23 protein-coding genes are annotated in these 21303 nt (G+C 57.2%); 11 read left to right on the top strand and 12 right to left on the bottom strand.

Annotation, left to right across the window (positions count from 1 at the left end):
* Positions 1-9: 9 nt before the first annotated feature.
* Both BLL52_RS09980 and rsgA read left to right on the top strand, forming a co-directional pair.
* Positions 10-336 carry a 4a-hydroxytetrahydrobiopterin dehydratase gene (locus BLL52_RS09980; protein WP_075586525.1) on the top strand — a complete coding sequence of 109 codons (327 nt, stop codon included), beginning with the start codon at positions 10-12 and terminating at the stop codon, positions 334-336.
* Positions 336-1256, top strand: a complete 921-nt coding sequence (gene rsgA / locus BLL52_RS09975; RefSeq protein WP_075586524.1) for a ribosome small subunit-dependent GTPase A — start codon at positions 336-338, stop codon at positions 1254-1256. The genes BLL52_RS09980 and rsgA overlap by 1 nt, the downstream gene beginning before the upstream one ends.
* 156 nt (positions 1257-1412) lie before the next feature.
* On the opposite strand, the gene ampE is transcribed toward rsgA, so the two are convergent.
* The 6 genes from ampE to rpsP all read right to left on the bottom strand — a co-directional run bounded on the left by ampE (position 1413) and on the right by rpsP (position 5319).
* A complete protein-coding gene (gene ampE / locus BLL52_RS09970; RefSeq protein WP_075586523.1) occupies positions 1413-2384 on the bottom strand; it encodes a regulatory signaling modulator protein AmpE in 972 nt (323 codons plus the stop codon).
* 38 nt (positions 2385-2422) lie between these two features.
* Positions 2423-3118 carry a CoA pyrophosphatase gene (locus BLL52_RS09965; protein ID WP_075586522.1) on the bottom strand — a complete coding sequence of 232 codons (696 nt, stop codon included), beginning with the start codon at positions 3116-3118 and terminating at the stop codon, positions 2423-2425.
* A gap of 135 nt (positions 3119-3253) precedes the next feature.
* Positions 3254-3640 (bottom strand): 50S ribosomal protein L19, encoded by a 387-nt coding sequence (rplS, locus tag BLL52_RS09960; protein WP_075586521.1) that lies wholly within the window; start codon positions 3638-3640, stop codon positions 3254-3256.
* Between the two features lie 101 nt (positions 3641-3741).
* Entirely contained in the window at positions 3742-4485 is a 744-nt protein-coding gene (trmD, locus tag BLL52_RS09955; RefSeq protein WP_075586520.1) for a tRNA (guanosine(37)-N1)-methyltransferase TrmD, read from the bottom strand.
* 10 nt (positions 4486-4495) lie between these two features.
* Positions 4496-5059, bottom strand: coding sequence for a ribosome maturation factor RimM (rimM, locus tag BLL52_RS09950; protein ID WP_075586519.1), 564 nt, complete (start codon positions 5057-5059; stop codon positions 4496-4498).
* A gap of 8 nt (positions 5060-5067) precedes the next feature.
* A complete protein-coding gene (gene rpsP / locus BLL52_RS09945; RefSeq protein WP_075586518.1) occupies positions 5068-5319 on the bottom strand; it encodes a 30S ribosomal protein S16 in 252 nt (83 codons plus the stop codon).
* A 130-nt stretch (positions 5320-5449) separates the two neighbouring features.
* Here rpsP and BLL52_RS09940 point away from each other — a divergent pair, with 130 nt between their 5' ends.
* On the top strand, positions 5450-6010 hold the full coding sequence (locus tag BLL52_RS09940) for a GNAT family N-acetyltransferase (RefSeq protein WP_075586517.1): 561 nt from the start codon (positions 5450-5452) through the stop codon (positions 6008-6010).
* On the opposite strand, the gene BLL52_RS09935 is transcribed toward BLL52_RS09940, so the two are convergent.
* From BLL52_RS09935 to BLL52_RS09910, 6 genes are all read right to left on the bottom strand, one after another.
* Positions 5991-7001: an inorganic phosphate transporter gene (locus BLL52_RS09935; protein ID WP_075586516.1), complete on the bottom strand. Its 1011-nt coding sequence runs from the start codon at positions 6999-7001 to the stop codon at positions 5991-5993. The genes BLL52_RS09940 and BLL52_RS09935 overlap by 20 nt on opposite strands.
* A gap of 19 nt (positions 7002-7020) precedes the next feature.
* A complete protein-coding gene (locus BLL52_RS09930; RefSeq protein WP_075586515.1) occupies positions 7021-7668 on the bottom strand; it encodes a DUF47 domain-containing protein in 648 nt (215 codons plus the stop codon).
* A gap of 390 nt (positions 7669-8058) precedes the next feature.
* Positions 8059-10650 (bottom strand): bifunctional aconitate hydratase 2/2-methylisocitrate dehydratase, encoded by a 2592-nt coding sequence (gene acnB, locus BLL52_RS09925; protein ID WP_075586514.1) that lies wholly within the window; start codon positions 10648-10650, stop codon positions 8059-8061.
* A 58-nt stretch (positions 10651-10708) separates the two neighbouring features.
* Complete coding sequence (locus tag BLL52_RS09920) at positions 10709-11347, bottom strand: hypothetical protein (protein WP_139313362.1); 639 nt, start codon at positions 11345-11347, stop codon at positions 10709-10711.
* A 34-nt stretch (positions 11348-11381) separates the two neighbouring features.
* Complete coding sequence (locus tag BLL52_RS09915) at positions 11382-12428, bottom strand: HpcH/HpaI aldolase/citrate lyase family protein (protein ID WP_075586512.1); 1047 nt, start codon at positions 12426-12428, stop codon at positions 11382-11384.
* Positions 12429-12464: 36 nt separating this feature from the next.
* Complete coding sequence (locus tag BLL52_RS09910; protein WP_075586511.1) at positions 12465-13451, bottom strand: malate dehydrogenase; 987 nt, start codon at positions 13449-13451, stop codon at positions 12465-12467.
* Positions 13452-13662: 211 nt separating this feature from the next.
* Here BLL52_RS09910 and BLL52_RS09905 point away from each other — a divergent pair, with 211 nt between their 5' ends.
* The 8 genes from BLL52_RS09905 to leuC all read left to right on the top strand — a co-directional run bounded on the left by BLL52_RS09905 (position 13663) and on the right by leuC (position 21283).
* Positions 13663-14430, top strand: coding sequence for a GntR family transcriptional regulator (locus BLL52_RS09905; protein ID WP_075587178.1), 768 nt, complete (start codon positions 13663-13665; stop codon positions 14428-14430).
* A gap of 201 nt (positions 14431-14631) precedes the next feature.
* Positions 14632-15075 carry a succinate dehydrogenase, cytochrome b556 subunit gene (gene sdhC / locus BLL52_RS09900; RefSeq protein ID WP_075586510.1) on the top strand — a complete coding sequence of 148 codons (444 nt, stop codon included), beginning with the start codon at positions 14632-14634 and terminating at the stop codon, positions 15073-15075.
* A gap of 14 nt (positions 15076-15089) precedes the next feature.
* Entirely contained in the window at positions 15090-15455 is a 366-nt protein-coding gene (gene sdhD, locus BLL52_RS09895) for a succinate dehydrogenase, hydrophobic membrane anchor protein (protein WP_075586509.1), read from the top strand.
* A gap of 87 nt (positions 15456-15542) precedes the next feature.
* Positions 15543-17348, top strand: a complete 1806-nt coding sequence (gene sdhA / locus BLL52_RS09890) for a succinate dehydrogenase flavoprotein subunit (protein WP_075586508.1) — start codon at positions 15543-15545, stop codon at positions 17346-17348.
* Between the two features lie 23 nt (positions 17349-17371).
* Complete coding sequence (locus tag BLL52_RS09885) at positions 17372-18076, top strand: succinate dehydrogenase iron-sulfur subunit (protein WP_075586507.1); 705 nt, start codon at positions 17372-17374, stop codon at positions 18074-18076.
* A gap of 12 nt (positions 18077-18088) precedes the next feature.
* The gene (locus BLL52_RS09880; protein WP_075586506.1) at positions 18089-18409 is read left to right on the top strand and encodes an FAD assembly factor SdhE; all 321 of its coding nucleotides are present in this window, start codon (positions 18089-18091) and stop codon (positions 18407-18409) included.
* Positions 18396-19706, top strand: coding sequence for a citrate synthase (locus tag BLL52_RS09875; protein WP_075586505.1), 1311 nt, complete (start codon positions 18396-18398; stop codon positions 19704-19706). The genes BLL52_RS09880 and BLL52_RS09875 overlap by 14 nt, the downstream gene beginning before the upstream one ends.
* Positions 19707-19822: 116 nt before the next feature.
* A complete protein-coding gene (gene leuC / locus BLL52_RS09870) occupies positions 19823-21283 on the top strand; it encodes a 3-isopropylmalate dehydratase large subunit (protein ID WP_075587177.1) in 1461 nt (486 codons plus the stop codon).
* Positions 21284-21303: the final 20 nt, after the last annotated feature.

Below are 21303 nucleotides of genomic sequence, written 5' to 3'. Positions count from 1 at the left end.
GAAGGAAATATGCCTAAAGCCCATACACCACGAGCGCTAAAAGCTACTGAAATAGTAGCGCATCTGGCCAAACTTGAGGGCTGGACGCTCTCTGGTGACGGCGACACCCTGGCCATTGAGAAGCCCTTCGACTTTGCCAATTACTACCAGACGCTGGCGTTTGTGAACGCGGTAGCTTTCATCGCCCACGCCCAAGACCACCACCCCGAACTGCTGGTGCAGTACAACCAATGCCTGGTGCGCTGGCGTACCCACGATGCGGGCGGCATCTCGCTGTCAGACTTTGAATGCGCCCGGCACGTGGACGCCTTGCAGCCTGAGGCAGCCACCGCCTGATGCCGCAACCACACCTGCAAACCGGCCTGATCGTGGCCAACTATGGCCGCCATTTCCTGGTGGAAGACGCTTCGGGCGAGCGGCGCATCTGCCACTCACGCGGCAAAAAAAGTCAGGGTGTGGTGGGTGACCGGGTGTTGTGGCAGGCCTCGCAGGACGAAGGCACCATCGAGAAAATCGAGCCCCGGCGCAACCTGTTTTACCGCCAGGACGAGGTGCGTACCAAATCCTTTGCTGCCAATCTGGACCAGGTGCTGATCCTGATCGCCGCCGAGCCCGAGTTCTCCAGCAGCCAGCTCTCACGCGCGCTGATCGCCGCTGAAGAGCAGCACATCACGCCAATCATTGCGCTCAACAAAAGTGACCTGACAACGCCCTTTGCCCGCGCCTGGGATTGGCTTGCCCCTTACCGGCAGATGGGTTACGACGTGATTCCGCTGGCGATGGGGAAAAATACCGAGGCCGACCGCGCCACATTGCTGCAACGTCTGACCGGCAAAACCACGCTGGTACTGGGCCCCTCAGGTGCTGGCAAAAGCACACTAATCAATTGCCTGATACCCGGTGCGCTGGCGCAAACCGGTGAGCTGTCGCAGGCTTTAAGCTCGGGCAAACACACCACCACCAGCACCACCTGGTATTGGCTGGACGCCACTAAGACCACCGCACTGCTGGACTCGCCAGGTTTTCAGGAGTTTGGCCTGAACCACATCGACCCAGCGCAGCTGGCCGCCTACATGCCCGACCTGAAACCGCACGTGGCGCAGTGCAAGTTTTACAACTGCAGCCATTTGCACGAGCCAGGCTGTGGTGTGATGGCAAGTGTCAAATCAGGCTCTAGCCCAGATGCCATAAGCGCCAACAGATACAAAATTTATAGCGACTTGTACGCCGAACTCAAGCAGATTCGGCGCTACTAAAGCACCTCTGCATGCACCTTCATCAGCGCCTGCACCAAGGCATCACGCTGCTCTGGCGTGCCCACACTGATGCGCAAGTACTGGCATCAATGATTACTTAAAAACAATAGCTGCTCGCGCTTATTCGATAAGGGCTGGAGGCCTATTTCTTATAAATTAACCGAGCAGCCGCGCCAGCGTCAGCAAAGCCAGCAAAAGCACCCACATCACCACCGTGCGCCAGACCAGCCCGACCACAATGGCCAGGTGCGGCAATTCGGGCGTGGGGCGCCCGGCCAGAACATCGTCCAACAATGGCGCTGCGGCCGCCTGCGTTGGCGGGTACGGCCGTGTATCGGTGCCGCGCAGCGCAATGTTGACGGCACCGCCTGTGGCGGCCAGCACCAAGCCGTCGTTACTGGGGCTGCCTTGCTGGGCGTAGCGCCGCCAGGCGTCAATCGCTTCCTCAAAATTGCCAACCACCGCAAAACTGATGGCCGTGGCTCGGGCAGGTAGCCAGTCCACGACATCCCAGGCTTTTCTGGCGTCAAACATCAAGGCCACGCTGACAGGCTGGTGGTTTGATTCACTCTGGTGCTGCCAGTAGCGCACCACAAACTCTGCCAGCCGATACAACACCGCGCCCAACGGCCCAAGCCCCAGAGCGGCCAGCACTGAAAACCACACCAGCACAGCAAAGACGTGGCGGTGCGACGCCAGGACCGAGTTTTCAATCACCCGGCCGATGATCTCGGTGCGCGGCAGGTCGATGGCCTCTGTTCGCAGCCAGTCAGCCAGAAGCCTATTGGCCAGAGCATCGTCACCTTCGGCCAGGGCATCGCGAATCTGGGTGAAGTGAAAGCTGAACTGACGAAATCCCAGCGACGCATACAGCACCAGCGCGCTCCACAGCACCGCCAGCGGCCAGCCCACCAAGAATTGGAGCAGCAGATAAATCGCGAGCGCCGCCAGCGCCGGGCCGCCCACCGCCAAACCCCACACCAGCCAGCCGTGCATGGGCCGACCGGCGTCGAGTGTGCGCGTACACCAGCGAACCCAAGCGCGCATCGACGCGTGAATGATGTTGCCGCGTTTCAAAGGCCGGGCTTGTTCGAGCAGCAGGGCCAAAATCACCGAGATGAAGCTCATGCAATGATCATAGCGGCTGCACCCTGTGGGCACTGGGTTCAGGCAGCCAAAAACCGGTAAAAGTTTCGCAGCATGCCGGCCGTGGCACCCCAGATGAAACGCTCATGCACGCCATCGCTATAGGGCATGGACAACCATTGACGCTGCTCACCTAGCCACAACATCTGATGGTGGCGATGGTTGGTCGGGTTCATCAAAAAACCCAGCGGCACTTCAAACACATCAGACACTTCATAGGCATTGGGTTTCAGGGTGAAGCCGGGTCGAACCAGCGCCACCACCGGCGTCACCATAAAGGCCGAACCCGTGGTGTACAGCGGCAGTTGGCCCAGCACTTCCATCCAGTCAGGCGCCAGACCGACCTCTTCAAAAGCCTCACGCCGGGCTGCGGCAGCGGCATCTGCATCGGTTTCGTCCACTTTGCCCCCCGGAAAGGCGATCTGCCCGGCATGGGTGGACAGATGCGAGGTTCGGAGGGTGAGCAACACCGTCGGCTCGGTACGCATCACGATGGGAATCAGAACCGCAGCGTGCATCGGCGCGCGGTCCATGAACCTCTTCTCAACCACCAACTCGGGTTGCCAGTTGGGGGGTGTCAAAAATCGCTGACGCAGTGCCTGCGGCAACAAGGCCGCAGCAGCCACCGCCGGCAACTGCGTGTCCACCTGAATCACCGGCACCTGGCGCGGATCCAGGGCTGGCGCGGAAACGTTTAGCGAAAGGGGGTCACTCATCGCGTCGCCGAAGGCGCCGGGTTGCGAAGCGTCTGAACGTGCGCACCACTCAGACTGGCGCCACTGGCAAGGACGCAAAGCGAAAAAAAACCGCCACTGTCACCAGCAGGCGGTTTTTTTTAAACACGTATGACCTTATGCGGCAACCGCGGCGACCTTCACCTTGCGAGCGGGCAACTTTTCTTTGATACGCGCCGATTTACCGCTGCGTTCACGCAGGTAGTACAGTTTGGCGCGACGCACGTCACCACGGCGCTTGACTTCGATTTTGGCGATCAGCGGGCTGTAGGTTTGAAATGTCCGCTCAACGCCTTCACCACTGGAAATTTTGCGAACCGTAAAGCCGCTGTTAAGACCACGGTTACGCTTGGCAATCACCACACCTTCATAGGCCTGGAGCCGCTTGCGCGTGCCTTCAACCACATTCAGACTCACGATCACGGTGTCGCCTGGGCCAAAGTCTGGAATGGTTTTGTTTAAACGAGCAATTTCTTCTTGCTCAAGGATTTGAATCAGGTTCATGGAAGACCTCAAATGATCTTGCAAGCACCAGCATCAGGATTGATGCAGGCTCAGCGCTTAAAGCACTTGAGCGGCCTCGCAGAGGATCGGTTAGCCCGCCATTATAGCCCGGCCAATACCAACTCATCCTGGGCTGTCAGCCTGGCGGTTTGCCTGGCCAGCCGAATCAGGTCGGGACGCAGGCGGGCGGTGAGCGCCAGACGCTGGTCACGCCGCCAGCGCTCAATATGCAGGTGGTGGCCCGACAACAGAACCTCTGGCACGGCCCTGCCCTGCCAAACCTCGGGGCGGGTGTAGTGCGGGCAGTCCAGCAGGCCATCCAGCGCCGGGTTGAAACTATCCTGCGCGTGACTCTCGGCATCGCTGAGGACGCCGGGCTGCAGACGCGCCACCGCATCCAGTAAAGCCATCGCCGCAATTTCCCCGCCCGACAATACGAAGTCACCCAGGCTGATCTGCTCGGTGACATGGGCGTCAATGAATCGCTGATCCAGCCCCTCATAGCGACCACACAGCAGCACGGCACCCTGGCTATTCGCCCAGCGGGTCACCATCGCGTGAGTCAATGGCTGGCCTGTCGGCGAAAACAGCACCACCGGCGGGTTGTCAGCACGCTCAGCGCGCAGGCGCGTCACACATTGCGATAGTGGCTGCGCCATCATGACCATGCCCGGGCCACCGCCAAAAGGCCGATCATCCACGCGACGGTAGTTACCCTCGGCAAAGTCGCGCGGGTTGGTCAGTTTGACTTTGACTTGCCCAGACTCAAATGCCCGCCGGGTGATACCGGTCGTCAAAAACGGCACGAAAAGTTCAGGAAACAGCGTGACAACATCAAATTGCATGATGTGCCGTTCAGTAGTCGGGTTGCCAGTCCACCAGAATTCGACGGGTAATCAAATCGACGTCGTCAATATAGGCCGCTACAAAAGGAATCATCCGCTGCAGCGTTTGCCCGTCCACCAGATCGTCGATCACCAGCACGGTTTGCGGCCCGGTTGACAGCAACTCGCGCACCTCGCCCAGTACCACACTTTCACGGTTAACCACCGCCAGGCCAATTAGATCAACCCAGTAGTACTCATCTTTCTGGGGTGTCGGAAAACTCGACTTGGCGATAAAAATGCGAGCGCCACGCAGTCCATCGGCAGCGTTGCGGTCGTCCACCCCGTGCGCTGAAGCGACAACGGTGTCCGAGTGGGCTTTGGCTTCCTTGATATTTAATCTTCCAACGCCTTCGAAGGTTGTTGTACCTTTTCCGGTGGGCAGCAAGAACCAGCTTTTGGAAGAAAAAAGCGCCTCAGGGTTGGCGCTATAGGGTAGAACTTTGAACCACCCTTTGATGCCCCAGGCATCTGCAATGCGCCCGACCTCGATAGCGTCTGCCGGTAATTCGGCAGCCTCAAGGCCGGGCAGCATACTCACGTTCAGGCTGCTTTTTTGGCTGCCTGGTTCACCAGCCGCTCCACCGTGGGAGACGCCTGCGCACCCACGCTGCGCCAGTGGGTCAGGCGGTCATGGGCGATACGGATGCTTTCTTCGCTGGCAGTGGCCGTTGGGTTATAAAAACCAATGCGCTCAATGAAGCGGCCGTCGCGGCGAGTGCGCTTGTCTGCAACCACAATATTGAAAAACGGGCGAGATTTTGCTCCGCCACGGGCGAGTCGGATGACGACCATGATTTATCCTTTGGGAAGTGGCATTTTAATTCCACGAAAATTTGCACTTAGCCCGACGTTTGAGACACGCGACTTGACCACCCGGTCAGCGACACGCCAGACAACCCAGCATTATATCCAGTAACTAACCATGCCAATCATTCGACCCAGCCTAGTAACCGATATCGCGCAAATCACCGCCATTTACACGCATCATGTGATGCACGGCACGGGCACGTTTGAAATCGATCCCCCCAGTGAGCTTGAAACGCTGCAGCGCCGCGAGGACGTTCTTGGTAAAGGTTTGCCCTATCTTGTTGCGACAGAGGGTGAGCAGGTGCTGGGCTATGCTTATTGCAATTGGTTCAAACCCCGCCCGGCCTACCGCTATTCAGCCGAAGATTCCATTTATCTTGCGCCACAAGCCACTGGCAGCGGCCTGGGACGGGCGCTTTTGGCTGAACTGTGCAATCAGGCCGAGCGCGCTGGTGTGCGCAAACTGATCGCGGTCATTGGTGATTCAGCCAACCTGGGCTCAATCGGTGTGCACCGCAGCGCAGGCTTTACCCACGTTGGCACGCTGGCATCCTGCGGCTGGAAGTTTGAGCGCTGGCTTGACGTGGTCCTGATGGACAAAGCCTTGGGGCTAGGCACCACCGTCGCGCCGCTGTCATCCGCCGCGCCAGCCGGCGTCAGAACAGTTGCAGACTGATCCAATAAGCCACAGCAGCCACGAAGGCGCTTGCGGGAATAGTCAAAATCCAGGCCCAGATGATGTTACCGGCCACACCCCAACGCACCGCGCTGGCACGCCGGGTAGAGCCCACGCCGACGATGGCACCGGTGATGGTGTGCGTCGTCGAAACCGGCACGCCCATCGCCGTTGCGACAAACAGGGTGATGGCACCGCCCGTTTCGGCACAAAAACCACCCACTGGCTTTAACTTGGTAATTCTCTGACCCATGGTTTTCACAATACGCCAGCCCCCCAGCATGGTGCCCAAACCGATCGCCGAGTAGCAGATGATCACCACCCAATTCGGCGGCGCACGGTCCTGCGCATTGGTATAACCGGTGGCAATCAGCAGCATCCAGATGATGCCGATGGTCTTCTGGGCATCATTGCCCCCGTGCCCCAAGCTGTAGGCGCCTGCAGAAACCAGTTGTAAACGGCGAAACCACTTGTCAACCTTGAGCGGACGAAATCCCCTAAAGACCCAGGACACCAGCACCATCATCAGCGACCCAAGCAAAAAGCCCAGCAACGGCGAGACGAAAATGAAAATGACGGTTTTCATAATGCCCGAGACAATCAAGGACGCGACACCGGCCTTGGCAATCGCGGCGCCAGCAATGCCACCAATCAACGCATGCGAAGAGCTACTGGGAATACCGTAGTACCAGGTGATGAAGTTCCAGGTGATGGCACCCACCAACGCGCCAAAAACCACGTTGGTATCCACAATGCCAGGCAAAACAATGCCTTTACCCACGGTGGCGGCCACGCTGAGGTGAAATACGAAGATGGCGGCAACATTGAAAAATGCCGCAAACAAAACGGCCTGACCAGGTTTTAGAACACCGGTAGAGACCACCGTGGCGATCGAATTGGCCGCGTCATGAAACCCGTTCATGAAGTCAAACACCACCGCCATCACCACCAGGACGGCGACCACCCACAAAGCAGCTTGCGCGTTTTCCATGATCTGAATTCGCGGGCTATCAGGAGTTTTCGAGGATGATGCCCTCGATCAGATTGGCCGCATCTTCAACCCGGTCGGTGATGCTCTCCAGCAATTCGTAAATCGCCTTGAGTTTGATGAGTTCGCGCACGTCAGACTCTTCTCGAAACAGTTTACTCATCGCGTTTCGCATGACGCTATCTGCATCGCTTTCCAGGACGTCGATTTCATCGCAGATTCTCAGGGCCGCGTCTGCGGTTGGCGCCTCGGCAATCTTGTTGAGCAGATTCACCGCGCTCAGCAAGCTTTCGCAGCATTTCACACTCAAATCTGTCAGGCGACGCATCTCGTCGGTCATGTGATGCACGTCGTAGAGGGACATGGTTTCAGCCGAATCCTGAATCAGATCGGCCACGTCGTCCATCGTGTTGATCAAACTGTGAATTTGCTCGCGGTCAATCGGTGTGATGAACGTCTTGTGCAGCGCCTGGTTCACCTCATGGGTGATCCGGTCGGCAGCGCCTTCTGCTTGGTTGACCTGACGGTGGTACTTCTGACGCAATTCAAGGTCGGCGTAGTGGATGACCAAATTGGAAAACGCATGGGCTGCTTCGACGATGTGCTTCGCGTGTTGGTCAAACAGAATGAAAAAATTGGTGTCACGCGGTAGCAGTTTGCCAAAAAACACAGAAGGCTCCTGAAAAAAGGATAGCTTGACGAACAAGCTATGAATTCGCGCAGTTTAACCTTGAGACATTGTGGCGCTTTAACAAAAAAAGCCCCGCAGTTTCGTATCTAGCCGGTGGCTTAAAGTGTTGATTGGAAGGGCCTGATCCTTCCGAAACACGCATGTCGCTTAGCGTCTGCGGGTTTTCTTTCGCCTGAAAAATATCTGGACAAGATAAGAGCCGCAAACCCAAGCTGGGCGCGGCTCTCAATCAACTCGTCAACACTTTAAGCTACCGGCTAGGTTTCGTATGTGAGGCTTTTAAAACTTTCAGTGCAGCTACCGGACGACCCTCGCCAGCGCCCTCAGAGCGCCTTCAGAAACTCGTTAGTGCGACTAAAAAACGTGACTTTATACCGCGATGCCCACAGTTTTGGCCGCATCGGTGTAATCCTGCACCTTGTCAAAATTCAGGTACTGGTAGATCTTGCCACTTGCAGCGGTGAGCACGCCCATGTCGGCCATGTACTCGGTTTTGGTCGGAATGCGGCCGAGCTTGGCGCAAATAGCCGCCAGTTCGGCGCTGCCCAGATAAACGTTGCTGTTCTTGCCCAGACGGTTCGGGAAGTTACGTGTGGAGGTGGAAAACACCGTGGCGCCTTCCTTGACCTGAGCCTGATTGCCCATGCAGAGACTGCAGCCCGGCATTTCCATGCGCGCGCCCGCGCTACCCAGCACGCCGTAGTGGCCTTCTTCGGTGAGTTGTTTGGCATCCATCTTGGTGGGCGGTGCCATCCACAGTTTGACGGGAATGTCACGCTTGTTTTCCAGCAACTTGGAGGCTGCGCGGAAATGACCGATGTTGGTCATACAAGAGCCAATGAACACTTCGTCGATCTGGGTACCGGCTACGTCTGACAGGGTTTTGACATCGTCTGGGTCGTTCGGGCAAGCCACGATCGGCTCATGAATGTCAGCCAGATCAATTTCGATCACGCTGGCGTACTCCGCATCCGCATCGGCTTTCAGCAACTCCGGATTGGCCAGCCAGGCCTCCATGGCCTTGATGCGGCGGGTGATGGTACGCACGTCCGAATAACCGCTGGCGATCATCCACTTCAACATCACGATGTTGCTGTTGATGTACTCAATGATCGGCTCTTTGTTCAGATGCACGGTGCAGCCTGCAGCGCTGCGCTCTGCAGAGGCGTCGCTTAGCTCGAAAGCTTGCTCAACTTTCAGGTCTGGCAAGCCTTCAATTTCCAGGATACGACCGGAAAACACATTCTTCTTGCCTTGCTTGGACACGGTCAGCTCACCTGACTTGATGGCGTACAGCGGAATGGCATTCACCAGATCACGCAGTGTTACACCGGGCCGCATCTGGCCTTTGAAGCGCACCAGCACGCTCTCAGGCATGTCCAGCGGCATGACACCGGTGGCGGCACCAAAGGCCACCAAGCCTGAGCCCGCTGGGAAACTGATGCCAATTGGGAAACGGGTGTGGCTATCGCCGCCGGTGCCGACGGTGTCAGGCAACAACATGCGGTTGAGCCAGCTGTGGATGATGCCGTCACCAGGGCGCAACGGGATGCCGCCACGGTTGCTGATGAACTCGGGCAATTCGTGGTGCATCTTCACATCGACTAACTTGGGGTAGGCAGCCGTGTGGCAGAAGGACTGCATGACCAGATCGGCGCTGAAGCCCAGGCAGGCCAAGTCTTTCAGCTCGTCACGGGTCATCGGGCCGGTGGTGTCTTGTGAGCCGACCGAGGTCATCTTGGGTTCACAGTAAGTACCAGGCAACACGCCCTGTCCCTCGAGCAGACCACAGGCACGGCCAACCATTTTTTGCGCCAAGGTAAAGCCTTTGCCGTTGGACTTGGGGTTTTGTGGCAATCGGAACAGGGTGGATACAGGCAAGCCCAATGACTCACGGGCCTTGGTGGTCAGGCCACGGCCAATGATCAAGGGAATGCGGCCACCAGCACGCACTTCATCAAAAAGTACTTCACTTTTGAGAGTGAACTCCGCAATGACTACGCCGTCTTTGAGCGCTTTTCCTTCATAAGGACGCAACTCGATGGTGTCGCCCATATTCATCTGGCTGACGTCGAGTTCGATCGGCAAGGCACCCGCATCTTCCATGGTGTTGTAGAAAATCGGAGCGATCTTGGCGCCCAGACAAACGCCACCGAAACGCTTGTTCGGTACAAACGGGATGTCTTCACCGGTGAACCACAGCACGCTATTGGTGGCCGACTTGCGGCTCGACCCCGTGCCGACCACGTCGCCCACATAGGCGACCAGGTTGCCACGCGCACGCAGGTCTTCAACGAACTTGACCGGGCCGCGTTTACCGTCTTCTTCAGGGGTGATACCGTCACGCTTGTTTTTCAGCATCGCCAACGCATGCAGTGGAATATCGGGGCGGCTCCAGGCATCGGGCGCAGGGCTGAGGTCGTCGGTATTGGTCTCGCCAGTGACCTTGAGGACGGTCAAAGTGATGCTTTTCGGCACTTCGGGGCGGCTGGTGAACCATTCAGCATCAGCCCAGCTTTGCAGCACGGCTTGGGCGTAAGTGTTGCCCTTGTCAGCTTTTTCCTTGACGTCGTGAAACTGGTCGAACATCAGCAGGGTTTTCTTCAGCGCTTGGGCCGCCACTGCGGCCACGGCTGCATCGTCAAGCATGTCAATCAGCGGCGTCAGGTTGTAGCCGCCTAGCATGGTGCCCAGCAACTCAGTCGCTTTTTCGCGGCTGATCAGTGTGCATTTTTCAGTGCCATGCGCTACAGCAGCCAGATAGCTGGCCTTGACCTTAGCGGCATTATCCACGCCAGCAGGCACACGGTGGGTGATCAACTCAACCAGAAAAGCCTCTTCGTCTGCGGGCGGGGTCTTCAGCAACTCAATCAACTCTGCAGTTTGATGAGCGGTCAATGGCAGTGCGGGAATTCCGAGTGTGGCGCGCTCAGCAACATGAGCACGGTAGGCTTGCAACATAAATGAACTCCTTCTTAAATTGAATCAAGCAAAAATTTCTGGGAAAACCTGGCGCAGCCTAGCGAACCATGCCTGGCGCAAAAGGCACCTGTGCCGTCGGATGGGGTACGGGACTCAGTGCAACTGGCAATGGCTCCAGCAGACTGGGCGGAGGATTTTTCAGCATGGCGTCTGCTACAACGACTTGCGTTGGCGTCATGCAGACGTCAGCCATGCGGGAACCCGTCTTGTGGTTCATCAGCATGGACTTATTGGACAACTGCAACCACACGGCACCTGCTGTTGTGTCTTCCAGACGAATGGCACCGGTACTGCTGACCACAGGCACCATGCGAAATTTGAATTTTTTCCCGGAAATATCAAAGTAGCCCGGCTCGTGCAGGTCTGCCTCCACCGTCACAAACGCGCCCAGTTCGCAGGGGATCCGACCGACTTCAACGCGCTGAGCAATCACCAACTCGTCCGGGCTGAGCGCTGCCTGTGCGGCGCGGATGCCAGACGCCATCTGGTTCGCCTGGCTCTTGAGTTCGACACGGCTCTGTAGCAGGGGCTTGAGGGTTTTGCTGGTGACCTTTTTACTCTCGGCGTGCGCCTCGACATGTGCAAAGGCAAGCGCTGACACCGCCATACAGGCGCCGATGGCAGCCAGCAATCGAGGTTGCCAAGCGAGCGATTTATGTATGTTGTGAATATTCATGATCAAGTTCTCCTGAAAACTTTACCGCCCCAGGTTAGCAAGCAAAATACTTATAAGCTGGATCCTGACGATCCAGGCGACCCGTTTGGTGCGCCTTTTCAAGCACTTGCCAGTAGTAGCGAAAACTCGCACGGTCATGCAGGCTGCCTGCGACTGAAATCGGTGCCCAACCCGCTGCCTGAGCGGCGCAAATAATATGACTGGCCTGCTCGACCTCGCTCTGCTTAGGGGTAAAAGCCGCCAGAATGGGGCGAATCTGATCCGGGTGAATGCTCCACATGCGGGTAAAACCCAGTTCACGGCTGGCCCGCTGTGCCGCCGCCTGAATCACGTCCAGGCGCTTGAACTCAGTCACCACGCCATGCGAGGGCACCTTGCCATACGCATGGCAGGCCGCACTGATTTCAAGCTTGGCGCGCACCACCAGCGGGTGGCTGAACTGGTCGAACTCATCAGCAGACCTTAGCCCACCGACCGACATCGCCGAAGCAGGTATGGCACCACCGTGCGCCGAAACAAAATCCATCAGGCCAAAACTGAGCGACTCGACGCGCGGGTGGGCTGCGATCGATGCCGCCTGATGAACCGCCAGCGGAGACTCAATCAGCACATGAATGGGCAGGGACTGGGTACGACCGGAAGAAGCCAGTGCCGTATCTATCACCTGCAAAGCCCTGTCAACATCTTTCACCGAATCCACCTTGGGCAACATTAAATGGCTCCAGGCCGCTGCGGCCTCACCCAACACGATCTGAATATCTTGCTCGAAGGCAGGATGCCCCACCGGATGAACCCTGACAGCAACCCGCCGCTGAAGGGGAGTTAATTCATTTTCAATAGCTACTAACCCTTTAAGCACAAGGGCTGAGACCATAAAAGCATGGTCTTTTTCACCCCCCACCGGAGCACCATCTTCACAATCTAGCGTGACATCAAAAACGCACGCACCCAGCGCTTGCATCATCTCGCCCTGCAAGGCGAGCGCCTTAAGCATGCGCGGCTCGGTGCCGCAATAGTGATCACATACAGGCAAGGGCGCTGCGACTGCAGCGCCCAACAGCACCTGGCGCGGATGGGTCACGGTGTCGGAATCAGCTGCTTAACGTAAAAGTCAAGCTCAGAGCAGATGCGCCACACCCGCCTGCTCCTCCTGCAGTTCCTTCAGGGTCTTGTTGATGCATTCTTGGCTGAAAGCATCAATCGGCAACCCTTCAACGATGGTGTACTCGCCGTTGACACAGGTCACCGGGAAACCAAACATGGTGTCCTTGGGGATGCCGTATTCGCCGTTGGAAGGGATACCCATGGTGACCCACTTGCCATTCGTGCCCAAGGCCCAGTCGTGCATATGGTCAATGGCAGCGTTGGCAGCCGAAGCAGCTGAAGACACGCCACGCGCAGCGATAATGGCTGCACCGCGCTTACCCACCGTCGGCAGGAAGGTGTTGGCGTTCCAGTCCTGGTCATTGATCATGTCCTTGACGCTTTCGCCGTTGATGGTGGCAAAACGGTAGTCGGCGTACATGGTGGGCGAGTGGTTGCCCCAGACCGCCATTTTCTCGATGTCGGCCACGGCCTTGCCCGTTTTAGTAGCCAATTGGCTCAAGGCGCGGTTGTGGTCCAGGCGCAGCATGGCGGTGAAATTCTTGCGCGGCAGATCGGGCGCGCTCTTCATGGCGATGTAGGCGTTGGTGTTGGCGGGGTTGCCCACCACCAGTACGCGCACGTCGCGGCTGGCCACAGCGTTGAGCGCCTTTCCTTGTGCCGTGAAAATTTCAGCATTAACAGCTAACAACTCGGCGCGCTCCATCCCTGGGCCACGTGGACGCGAACCAATCAACAAGGCGTAATCCACATCTTTGAAAGCCGTCATGGGGTCGCTATGGGCTTGCATTCCCACCAACAACGGGAAAGCGCAGTCTTGCAGCTCCATCATCACACCCTGTAACGCTTGCTGGGCTTTTTCAACCGGCACTTCCAGCAAACTCAGCATCACAGGCTGATCTTTGCCCAGCATTTCGCCCGATGCGATACGAAACAAAATGGCATAACCGATTTGACCGGCAGCACCGGTAACAGCAACACGAACGGGCTTCTTGCTCATAGTAGGACTCCAGAAATTTAGGGAAAAATTCAGCGGTTGTCGGGCAGATGATCTATAGCCATCACCGCCAGGCAGTTGGAGTGTAGCCGTGAAAACACCCCGTCGTCAACTTGTCTTATGTCTTATATAAGATATGATTGCTGACAACTAAATCGACTACTTGGAGACTCTGTTCATGCCAGCCCTGCCCGATACCAGCGAGGAGCCTGAGATGTCCCTGGCACCTGAAGTGGTATCAGCCGCAGCCCATGCCACACCAACGTTCAGCCCACTCTACCAACAGATCAAGGCCCTGATTCTGGGCAGCTTGCGATCTGGCGAGTGGAAGCCCGGTGAAGTGATCCCCAGCGAGATCGAACTGGCTGCGCGTTTTCGGGTCAGCCAGGGCACGGTGCGCAAAGCCATTGACGAGTTGGCCGCTGAAAACCTGCTGTTGCGCCGTCAGGGTAAGGGCACGTTTGTAGCCACACACGCCGAGCAGCAGGTGCAGTTCAGGTTCCTTAAATTGGTACCCGACAGTGGTTCTCGGGGCAGCGAGGGGCCAGCGCAGCGCGACATCATCGAATGCCGCAGAGTCCGCGCCAGCGCCGATGTGGCCAAAGCCTTAGCTCTGCGCTGTGGCGACACCGTGTTGCAAGTGCGCCGGGTACTGAGTTTTGGCGGCGCGCCTGCTATTTTGGAAGATATCTGGCTGCCTGCAGCGCCCTTCAAGGGCCTGACTGCAGAGAGACTGGCCACGTGCAAGGGTCCGATGTACGCCCTGTTCGAGACTGAATTCAACGTGCGCATGGTGCGTGCCGAAGAAAAAATCCGCGCTGTAGCGGCAACTGAAACGCACGCCGACTTGCTCAAAGTGGCCGTGGGTGGCCCACTATTGAGCGTAGAACGCATTGCCTACACCTACCAGCGAGAGCCCATGGAATTGCGCAAGGGCTATTACCGCACTGACACCCACCACTACCAAAACGACATGAATTGAACCCCAACCAGACGCCTCGTGTAATGCGTGTGTCAGACTGAAAATGCCCACTCGTGGGGTGCGCTTTGCCAATGGCTTCGGGTAGGTTGAGCACCCTTCAATCCCCTCAGCTGCGGCGTATGATGCTGCATTGCAATAAAATTTTCGATGGCTGGCAACAGGCTGGTTGCTGCGCAGTCACCCAAAACAAGAAAGTAAGTTATGTCTGAAACCGTGACGAGCACGTCAAAAAAACGTCCTGAATTCCGCAATATCGACAGTGCCAGTCTGATCAGTTATCGCTGGCCGCTGGCTTCGCTCGCGTCAGGCATGCACCGGGTCAGCGGCGCCATCATGTTTTTCCTGCTGCCGTTTGTGATCTGGATGTTTGACACCTCCATTTCGTCCGAAATTTCTTTTGCCCGCTTCAAAGCCGCATTCAATATTGGCATGCTTGGCATCCCTGGATTTTTGTGGAAGTTGGTCGTACTGGGCTTGATCTGGGCCATCCTGCATCATTTCATCGCCGGTATACGCCACCTCTGGTTTGATACCCATCATCACCACGTGACAAAAGATATTGGCCGCCAGACAGCGGCTCTGGTCATCGCTCTGACGCTCAGCCTGACGGTGGTACTCGGTGCCAAGCTGTTTGGTCTTTATTAATTCAGGAGCAATACATGTCTGTTAACTACGGTTCTCATCGCACAGTGGTGGGCGCGCATTACGGTATGCGCGACTGGCTGTCACAACGTGTGACCGCTGTGCTGCTTGCAGCATTCACCATTCTGGTTTTGGCGCAGGTGATCTTCAGCAAGGGCCCGATCAGCTACGAACTCTGGGCAGGTATTTTTGCCGCCCAGTGGATGAAGACACTGACCTTTGTCGTCTTGCTGTCCCTGTTCTACCATGTGTGGGTGGGTATGCGAAACATCTTCATGGATTACGTCAAACCCTACGCGTTCCGGTTTGTGATGCACGTGTTTGCCATTGTCTGGCTCGCTGGCTGCACCGGCTGGGCGATCCAGGTTCTGTGGCGCCTGTAAGCTTTTTGACCGCTCAGCAGGCCTCAGCCTTACTGGCTGCAAAGGGCCAGGCACGGCGCTATCCATCAATAAAACACAAGATTCATCATGACTGCTACCTCCAAACTCACCACGCGCAAATTTGACGTTGTCATCGTCGGGGCCGGCGGCTCCGGCATGAGCGCATCCCTGCGCTTGTCCAATGCCGGCCTGAACGTGGCGGTGTTGACCAAGGTTTTTCCGACAAGATCACACACTGTGGCTGCGCAAGGCGGCATTGGCGCCAGCCTGGGCAACATGGCCGACGACAACTGGCACTACCATTTTTACGACACTATCAAAGGCTCGGACTGGCTGGGCGATCAAGACGCCATTGAATTTATGTGTCGTGAAGCCGCTCAGGTGGTCTATGAGTTAGAACACTTTGGTATGCCCTTTGACCGTAATGCAGATGGCACCATCTACCAACGCCCGTTTGGCGGTCACACGGCCAATTACGGCGAAAAGCCCGTGCAACGCGCTTGCGCTGCCGCCGACCGCACCGGTCATGCCATGCTGCACACGCTCTATCAGCAAAATGTGAAGGCACACACCAATTTCTTCGTCGAGTGGATGGCTCTGGACTTGATTCGTGATGCCGAAGGTGACGTGGTGGGTGTCACGGCGCTGGAGATGGAAACCGGTGAGATTCACGTGCTACGCGCCAAAACCGTGCTGCTGGCCACCGGTGGCGCGGGTCGCATCTTTGCTGCATCGACGAATGCATTCATCAATACTGGCGACGGCCTGGGCATCGCAGCGCGCGCTGGCATCCCCCTGCAAGACATGGAGTTCTGGCAGTTCCACCCAACCGGCGTGGCCGGTGCGGGTGTGCTACTGACAGAGGGCTGCCGCGGCGAAGGCGCTATTCTGCGCAACAGCAACGGTGAGCGTTTTATGGAACGCTACGCCCCAACCTTGAAAGACCTGGCGCCTCGTGACTTCGTTTCGCGCTGCATGGACCAGGAAATCAAGGAAGGTCGGGGCTGTGGCCCCAACAAGAGTTACATCAACCTCGATATGACCCACCTGGGTGCCGAGACCATTGCCAAGCGCCTGCCAAGCGTGTTCGAGATTGGCCACAACTTCGCCAATGTCGACATTACCAAGGAGTCGATTCCTGTCGTGCCCACCATCCACTACCAAATGGGCGGTATACCGACCAATATCCATGGCCAGGTGGTGGTGCCCAAGGAAGGTAACCCAACATCGGTTGTCAAAGGCTTGTACGCGGTGGGTGAATGTGCTTGCGTGAGTGTCCACGGGGCTAACCGCCTGGGTACAAACTCACTGCTCGATATCGTGGTGTTCGGACGTGCGGCTGGCAAACACATTGTCCAGTTCAACAATGAGAACGACACCCACAAGCCGCTGCCGGAAAATGGTGCTGATATCTCTTTGGAGCGCCTGAACCGCCTCGACAACACCCAATCCGGCGAATACGCTCAAGATGTGGCCGACGACATCCGCAACATCATGCAAACCCACGCTAGTGTGTTCCGTACCCAGGCCAGTATGGACGACGGGGTGGTCAAGATCGCTGACATGCGCGAGCGGGTTAATGACATCGTTTTGGCAGACAAGTCCAAGATTTTCAACACCGCGCGTATCGAAGCGCTGGAAGTTGACAACATGATTGAAGCGGCACAAGCCACCATGGTTTCCGCTGCGGCTCGCAAAGAGTGCCGTGGCGCCCATACCGTGCTGGACTACGACCGTCCGGCCGATGACGCTACCTGCCCCCTCGGCCGCGATGATGTCAACTGGATGAAGCACACCTTATGGGATCGTGACACCAACAGTCTGAGCTACAAACCGGTGAACCTGAAGCCACTCACGGTGGCGTCCGTGCCCCCAAAAGTCCGTACGTTCTGACCCCTACCGAAGTAAAGCACATCATGGCAAAACGCACTTTCAATATCTACCGCTACAACCCGGACACCGACGCCAAGCCTTACATGCAGACCATCGAGATGGAGCTCGACGGCAGCGAACGCATGCTTTTGGATGCACTGGTCAAGTTGAAACAAGTAGACCCGACCTTGTCTTACCGCCGCTCCTGCCGCGAGGGCATTTGCGGTTCTGACGCGATGAACATCAACGGTAAGAACGGGCTGGCCTGTCTGATCAATCTGCGGACCCTGCCCGATACGATCACCCTCAAGCCGCTGCCAGGCCTGCCGGTGATTCGCGACCTGATCGTTGACATGACGTTGTTCTTCCAGCAGTACCACTCGATCAAACCCTACCTGATCAACGAAACCCGTCCCCCAGAAAAAGAGCGCCTGCAAAGCCCCGAAGAACGCGAGGAACTGAACGGCCTGTACGAGTGTATTTTGTGCGCCTGTTGCTCCACCGCCTGCCCGGTTTTCTGGTGGAACCCGGACAAGTTTGTGGGCCCGGCAGGCTTGCTTCAAGCCTACCGTTTCATCGCCGACAGCCGCGACGAAGGGACCAGCGAGCGACTGGACAACCTGGAAGACCCCTACCGCCTGTTCCGCTGCACCACCATCATGAACTGCGTTGACGTCTGCCCCAAGAGCCTCAACCCCACCGCGGCCATCGGCAAAATCAAAGAACTGATGGTGCGACGCGCCATCTGACCTGAACGAACCATGCAGCACCTGGCAGCAACCTCGCCAAACGATCTGATTGATGAAAGAACGCTGAGCAAGCTCAAGTGGCGCAGTCGCCGGGGCTTGCTCGAAAATGATATTTTTATTGAGCGATTTTTCAAACGCTTCGAAACCTTGATAACTGTCAAGCAAGCGCAAGGTCTGATGGCTCTAATGGAGCTGAGTGATAACGATCTGCTCGATTTGCATTTGGGGCGCAAAACGATGGCCCAGGTTCAGCCAGATCTGGATCGCGAAGATGTATCCGAAGTGTTGAACATGTTGAGAGCAAACCCGAAAGGCCAAAATGAAGCTAGCTGAAAACAAAGCCACCCTGTCGTTTTCCAACGGCAGCCCCAGCGTTGAACTGCCTGTGTATCACGGCAGCGTCGGTCCAGATGTCGTCGACATCCGCAAGCTTTACGCGCAAACCGGTATGTTTACCTATGACCCCGGTTTTTTGTCGACGGCAGCCTGCCAGTCAGCCATCACCTACATTGACGGCGACAAGGGCGAGTTGCTCTATCGTGGCTACCCGATTGAGCAATTGGCTACCCACTGCGATTATCTTGACACCTGTTACTTGTTGCTCAAGGGTGAGCTTCCCAATGCCCCCCAGCGCTCGGACTTCCACAAACTGGTGCTCAAACACACGATGGTCAACGAGCAAATGCAGTTCTTCCTGCGCGGCTTCCGCCGTGATGCTCACCCTATGGCCGTACTGACCGGTCTGGTGGGCGCCATGTCGGCTTTCTACCATGACAGCACCGATATCAACAACCCTCAGCACCGTGAGATTGCCGCCATCCGCCTGATCGCCAAGATGCCCACTTTGGTGGCCATGGCCTACAAGTACGGCAAGGGTGAGCCCTACATGTACCCCAGAAACGATCTCAGCTACGCCGGCAACTTCCTGCGCATGATGTTTGGCACACCTTGTGAAGACTACAAGGTCAATCCGGTGCTCGAACGTGCCGTCGACCGCATCTTCATCCTGCACGCCGACCATGAGCAAAATGCCTCAACCTCGACGGTACGCCTGTGCGGCTCATCCGGCACCAATCCGTTTGCGGCCATCGCCGCAGGCGTCGCCTGCCTGTGGGGTCCTGCTCATGGTGGCGCAAATGAAGCTTGCCTGAACATGCTGGAAGACATCCAGCGCCAGGGTGGCGTGGCCAAGGTGGGCCAGTTCATGGAGCAGGTCAAGGACAAAAACTCCGGCGTCAAGCTCATGGGCTTTGGCCACCGCGTGTACAAGAACTACGACCCACGCGCCACGCTGATGCAAGAAACTTGCAACGAGGTGTTGGCGGAACTCGGTCTGGAAAATGATCCTCTGTTCAAGCTGGCCAAAAAGCTGGAAAAAATCGCCCTGGAGGACGAGTACTTTGTGTCGCGCAAGCTGTATCCGAACGTGGACTTCTATTCCGGTATCGTGCAGCGCGCCATCGGCATTCCGGTCAACTTGTTTACCGGTGTCTTCGCCCTGGCCCGCACCGTCGGCTGGATAGCGCAACTCAATGAGATGATCAGCGATCCCGAGTACAAGATCGGACGTCCGCGTCAGCTGTTTGTAGGCTACACCCCTCGCGACGTCAAACCCGTCGGTCAGCGCTAAAGTCTGCCTCATACCGAGCCCGCCGATTGCAAACATCGGCGGGCTTTTTTATGGGGAACGCCCATTGCCCTGGGCCGATTAAAATCAAGTGATTGCACACCAACACCACCGCACGCATGGAAACAAAACACGCCCGCACCCTGTATGACAAACTTTGGGACGAGCATGTCGTTCATTCTGAAGAAGATGGTACGACGCTGCTGTACATTGATCGGCATCTGGTGCATGAGGTCACCAGCCCGCAGGCTTTTGAAGGGCTGCGGCAGGCCCATCGCCCGCTGTGGCGGGTCAGCTCGATCGTTGCCACAGCCGACCACAACACGCCCACCCAAGGCTGGGAGCGCGGCTACGACGGCATCACCGACCCTACCAGCAAAGAGCAAGTCATGACGCTGGACGCCAACATCAAGGAATATGGTGCGGCTGCCTACTTTCCCTTTTTGACACGTCGCCAAGGCATCGTTCACGTGATTGGCCCCGAAAGTGGCGCCACCCTGCCGGGCATGACGGTGGTGTGCGGTGACTCGCACACTTCCACTCACGGCGCATTTGGTGCGCTGGCCCACGGCATTGGCACCAGTGAAGTGGAACACGTCATGGCCACGCAAACCCTGCTGGCAAAGAAGGCCAAAAACATGCTGGTGCAGGTGGATGGCGTGCTGCCGCGCGGCTGTGGCGGCAAAGATATTGTGCTGGCGATCATCGGCAAAATCGGCACGGCGGGCGGTACTGGTTACACCATTGAGTTTGGCGGTGCTGCCATCCGCGCGCTAAGCATGGAAGGCCGCATGACCGTGTGCAACATGGCCATTGAAGCTGGCGCCCGCGCAGGTTTGGTGGCAGTGGATGACAAAACCATCCAATACATCAAAGGACGGCCTCTGGCGCCTGGTTCCAACGCCGCTAACGACACCGCCGCTGCGGTGGAGTGGGATCAGGCGGTGGCCTATTGGCAAACACTTCACTCCGACGTCGGGGCACATTTTGATGCGGTTGTGAAGCTTGATGCCGCTGCCTTGGTGCCGCAAGTGACCTGGGGCACCTCGCCCGAAATGGTGCTTGGCGTGAATGACCGCGTGCCCGATCCCGACAAGGAAAAAGACGCCAACAAGCGGGGTGCCATCGAACGCGCCCTGGCCTATATGGGTCTGGAACCTGGCAAGGCCATTGACGACCTGTATGTCGACAAGGTGTTCATCGGCTCCTGTACCAACAGCCGCATTGAAGATATGCGTGAGGCGGCTGCCGTGGTGAAAACCCTGGGGCGCAAGGTGGCCCCCAACATCCGTCTTGCCATGGTGGTGCCTGGCTCCGGCCTGGTCAAAGAGCAAGCTGAGCGTGAGGGCCTGCACGAGATTTTCAAGGCAGCAGGTTTTGAATGGCGCGAGCCTGGATGCTCAATGTGCCTCGCGATGAATGCTGACCGGCTGGAGCCTGGTGAACGCTGCGCCTCCACCAGCAACCGCAATTTTGAAGGCCGTCAAGGTGCCGGTGGGCGCACGCACCTGGTCAGCCCGGCCATGGCTGCGGCAGCCGCTGTGCACGGCCATTTTGTGGATGTTAGAAGATTTGTCTAACGCTTTGCACTAGGAACGCT

Source organism: Rhodoferax antarcticus ANT.BR (genome assembly GCF_001938565.1).
Taxonomy (GTDB): Bacteria; Pseudomonadota; Gammaproteobacteria; order Burkholderiales; family Burkholderiaceae_C; genus Rhodoferax; species Rhodoferax antarcticus.
The sequence above is the reverse complement of the archived record's forward strand: the minus strand, read 5'-3'. Positions and strand labels throughout refer to the sequence as shown.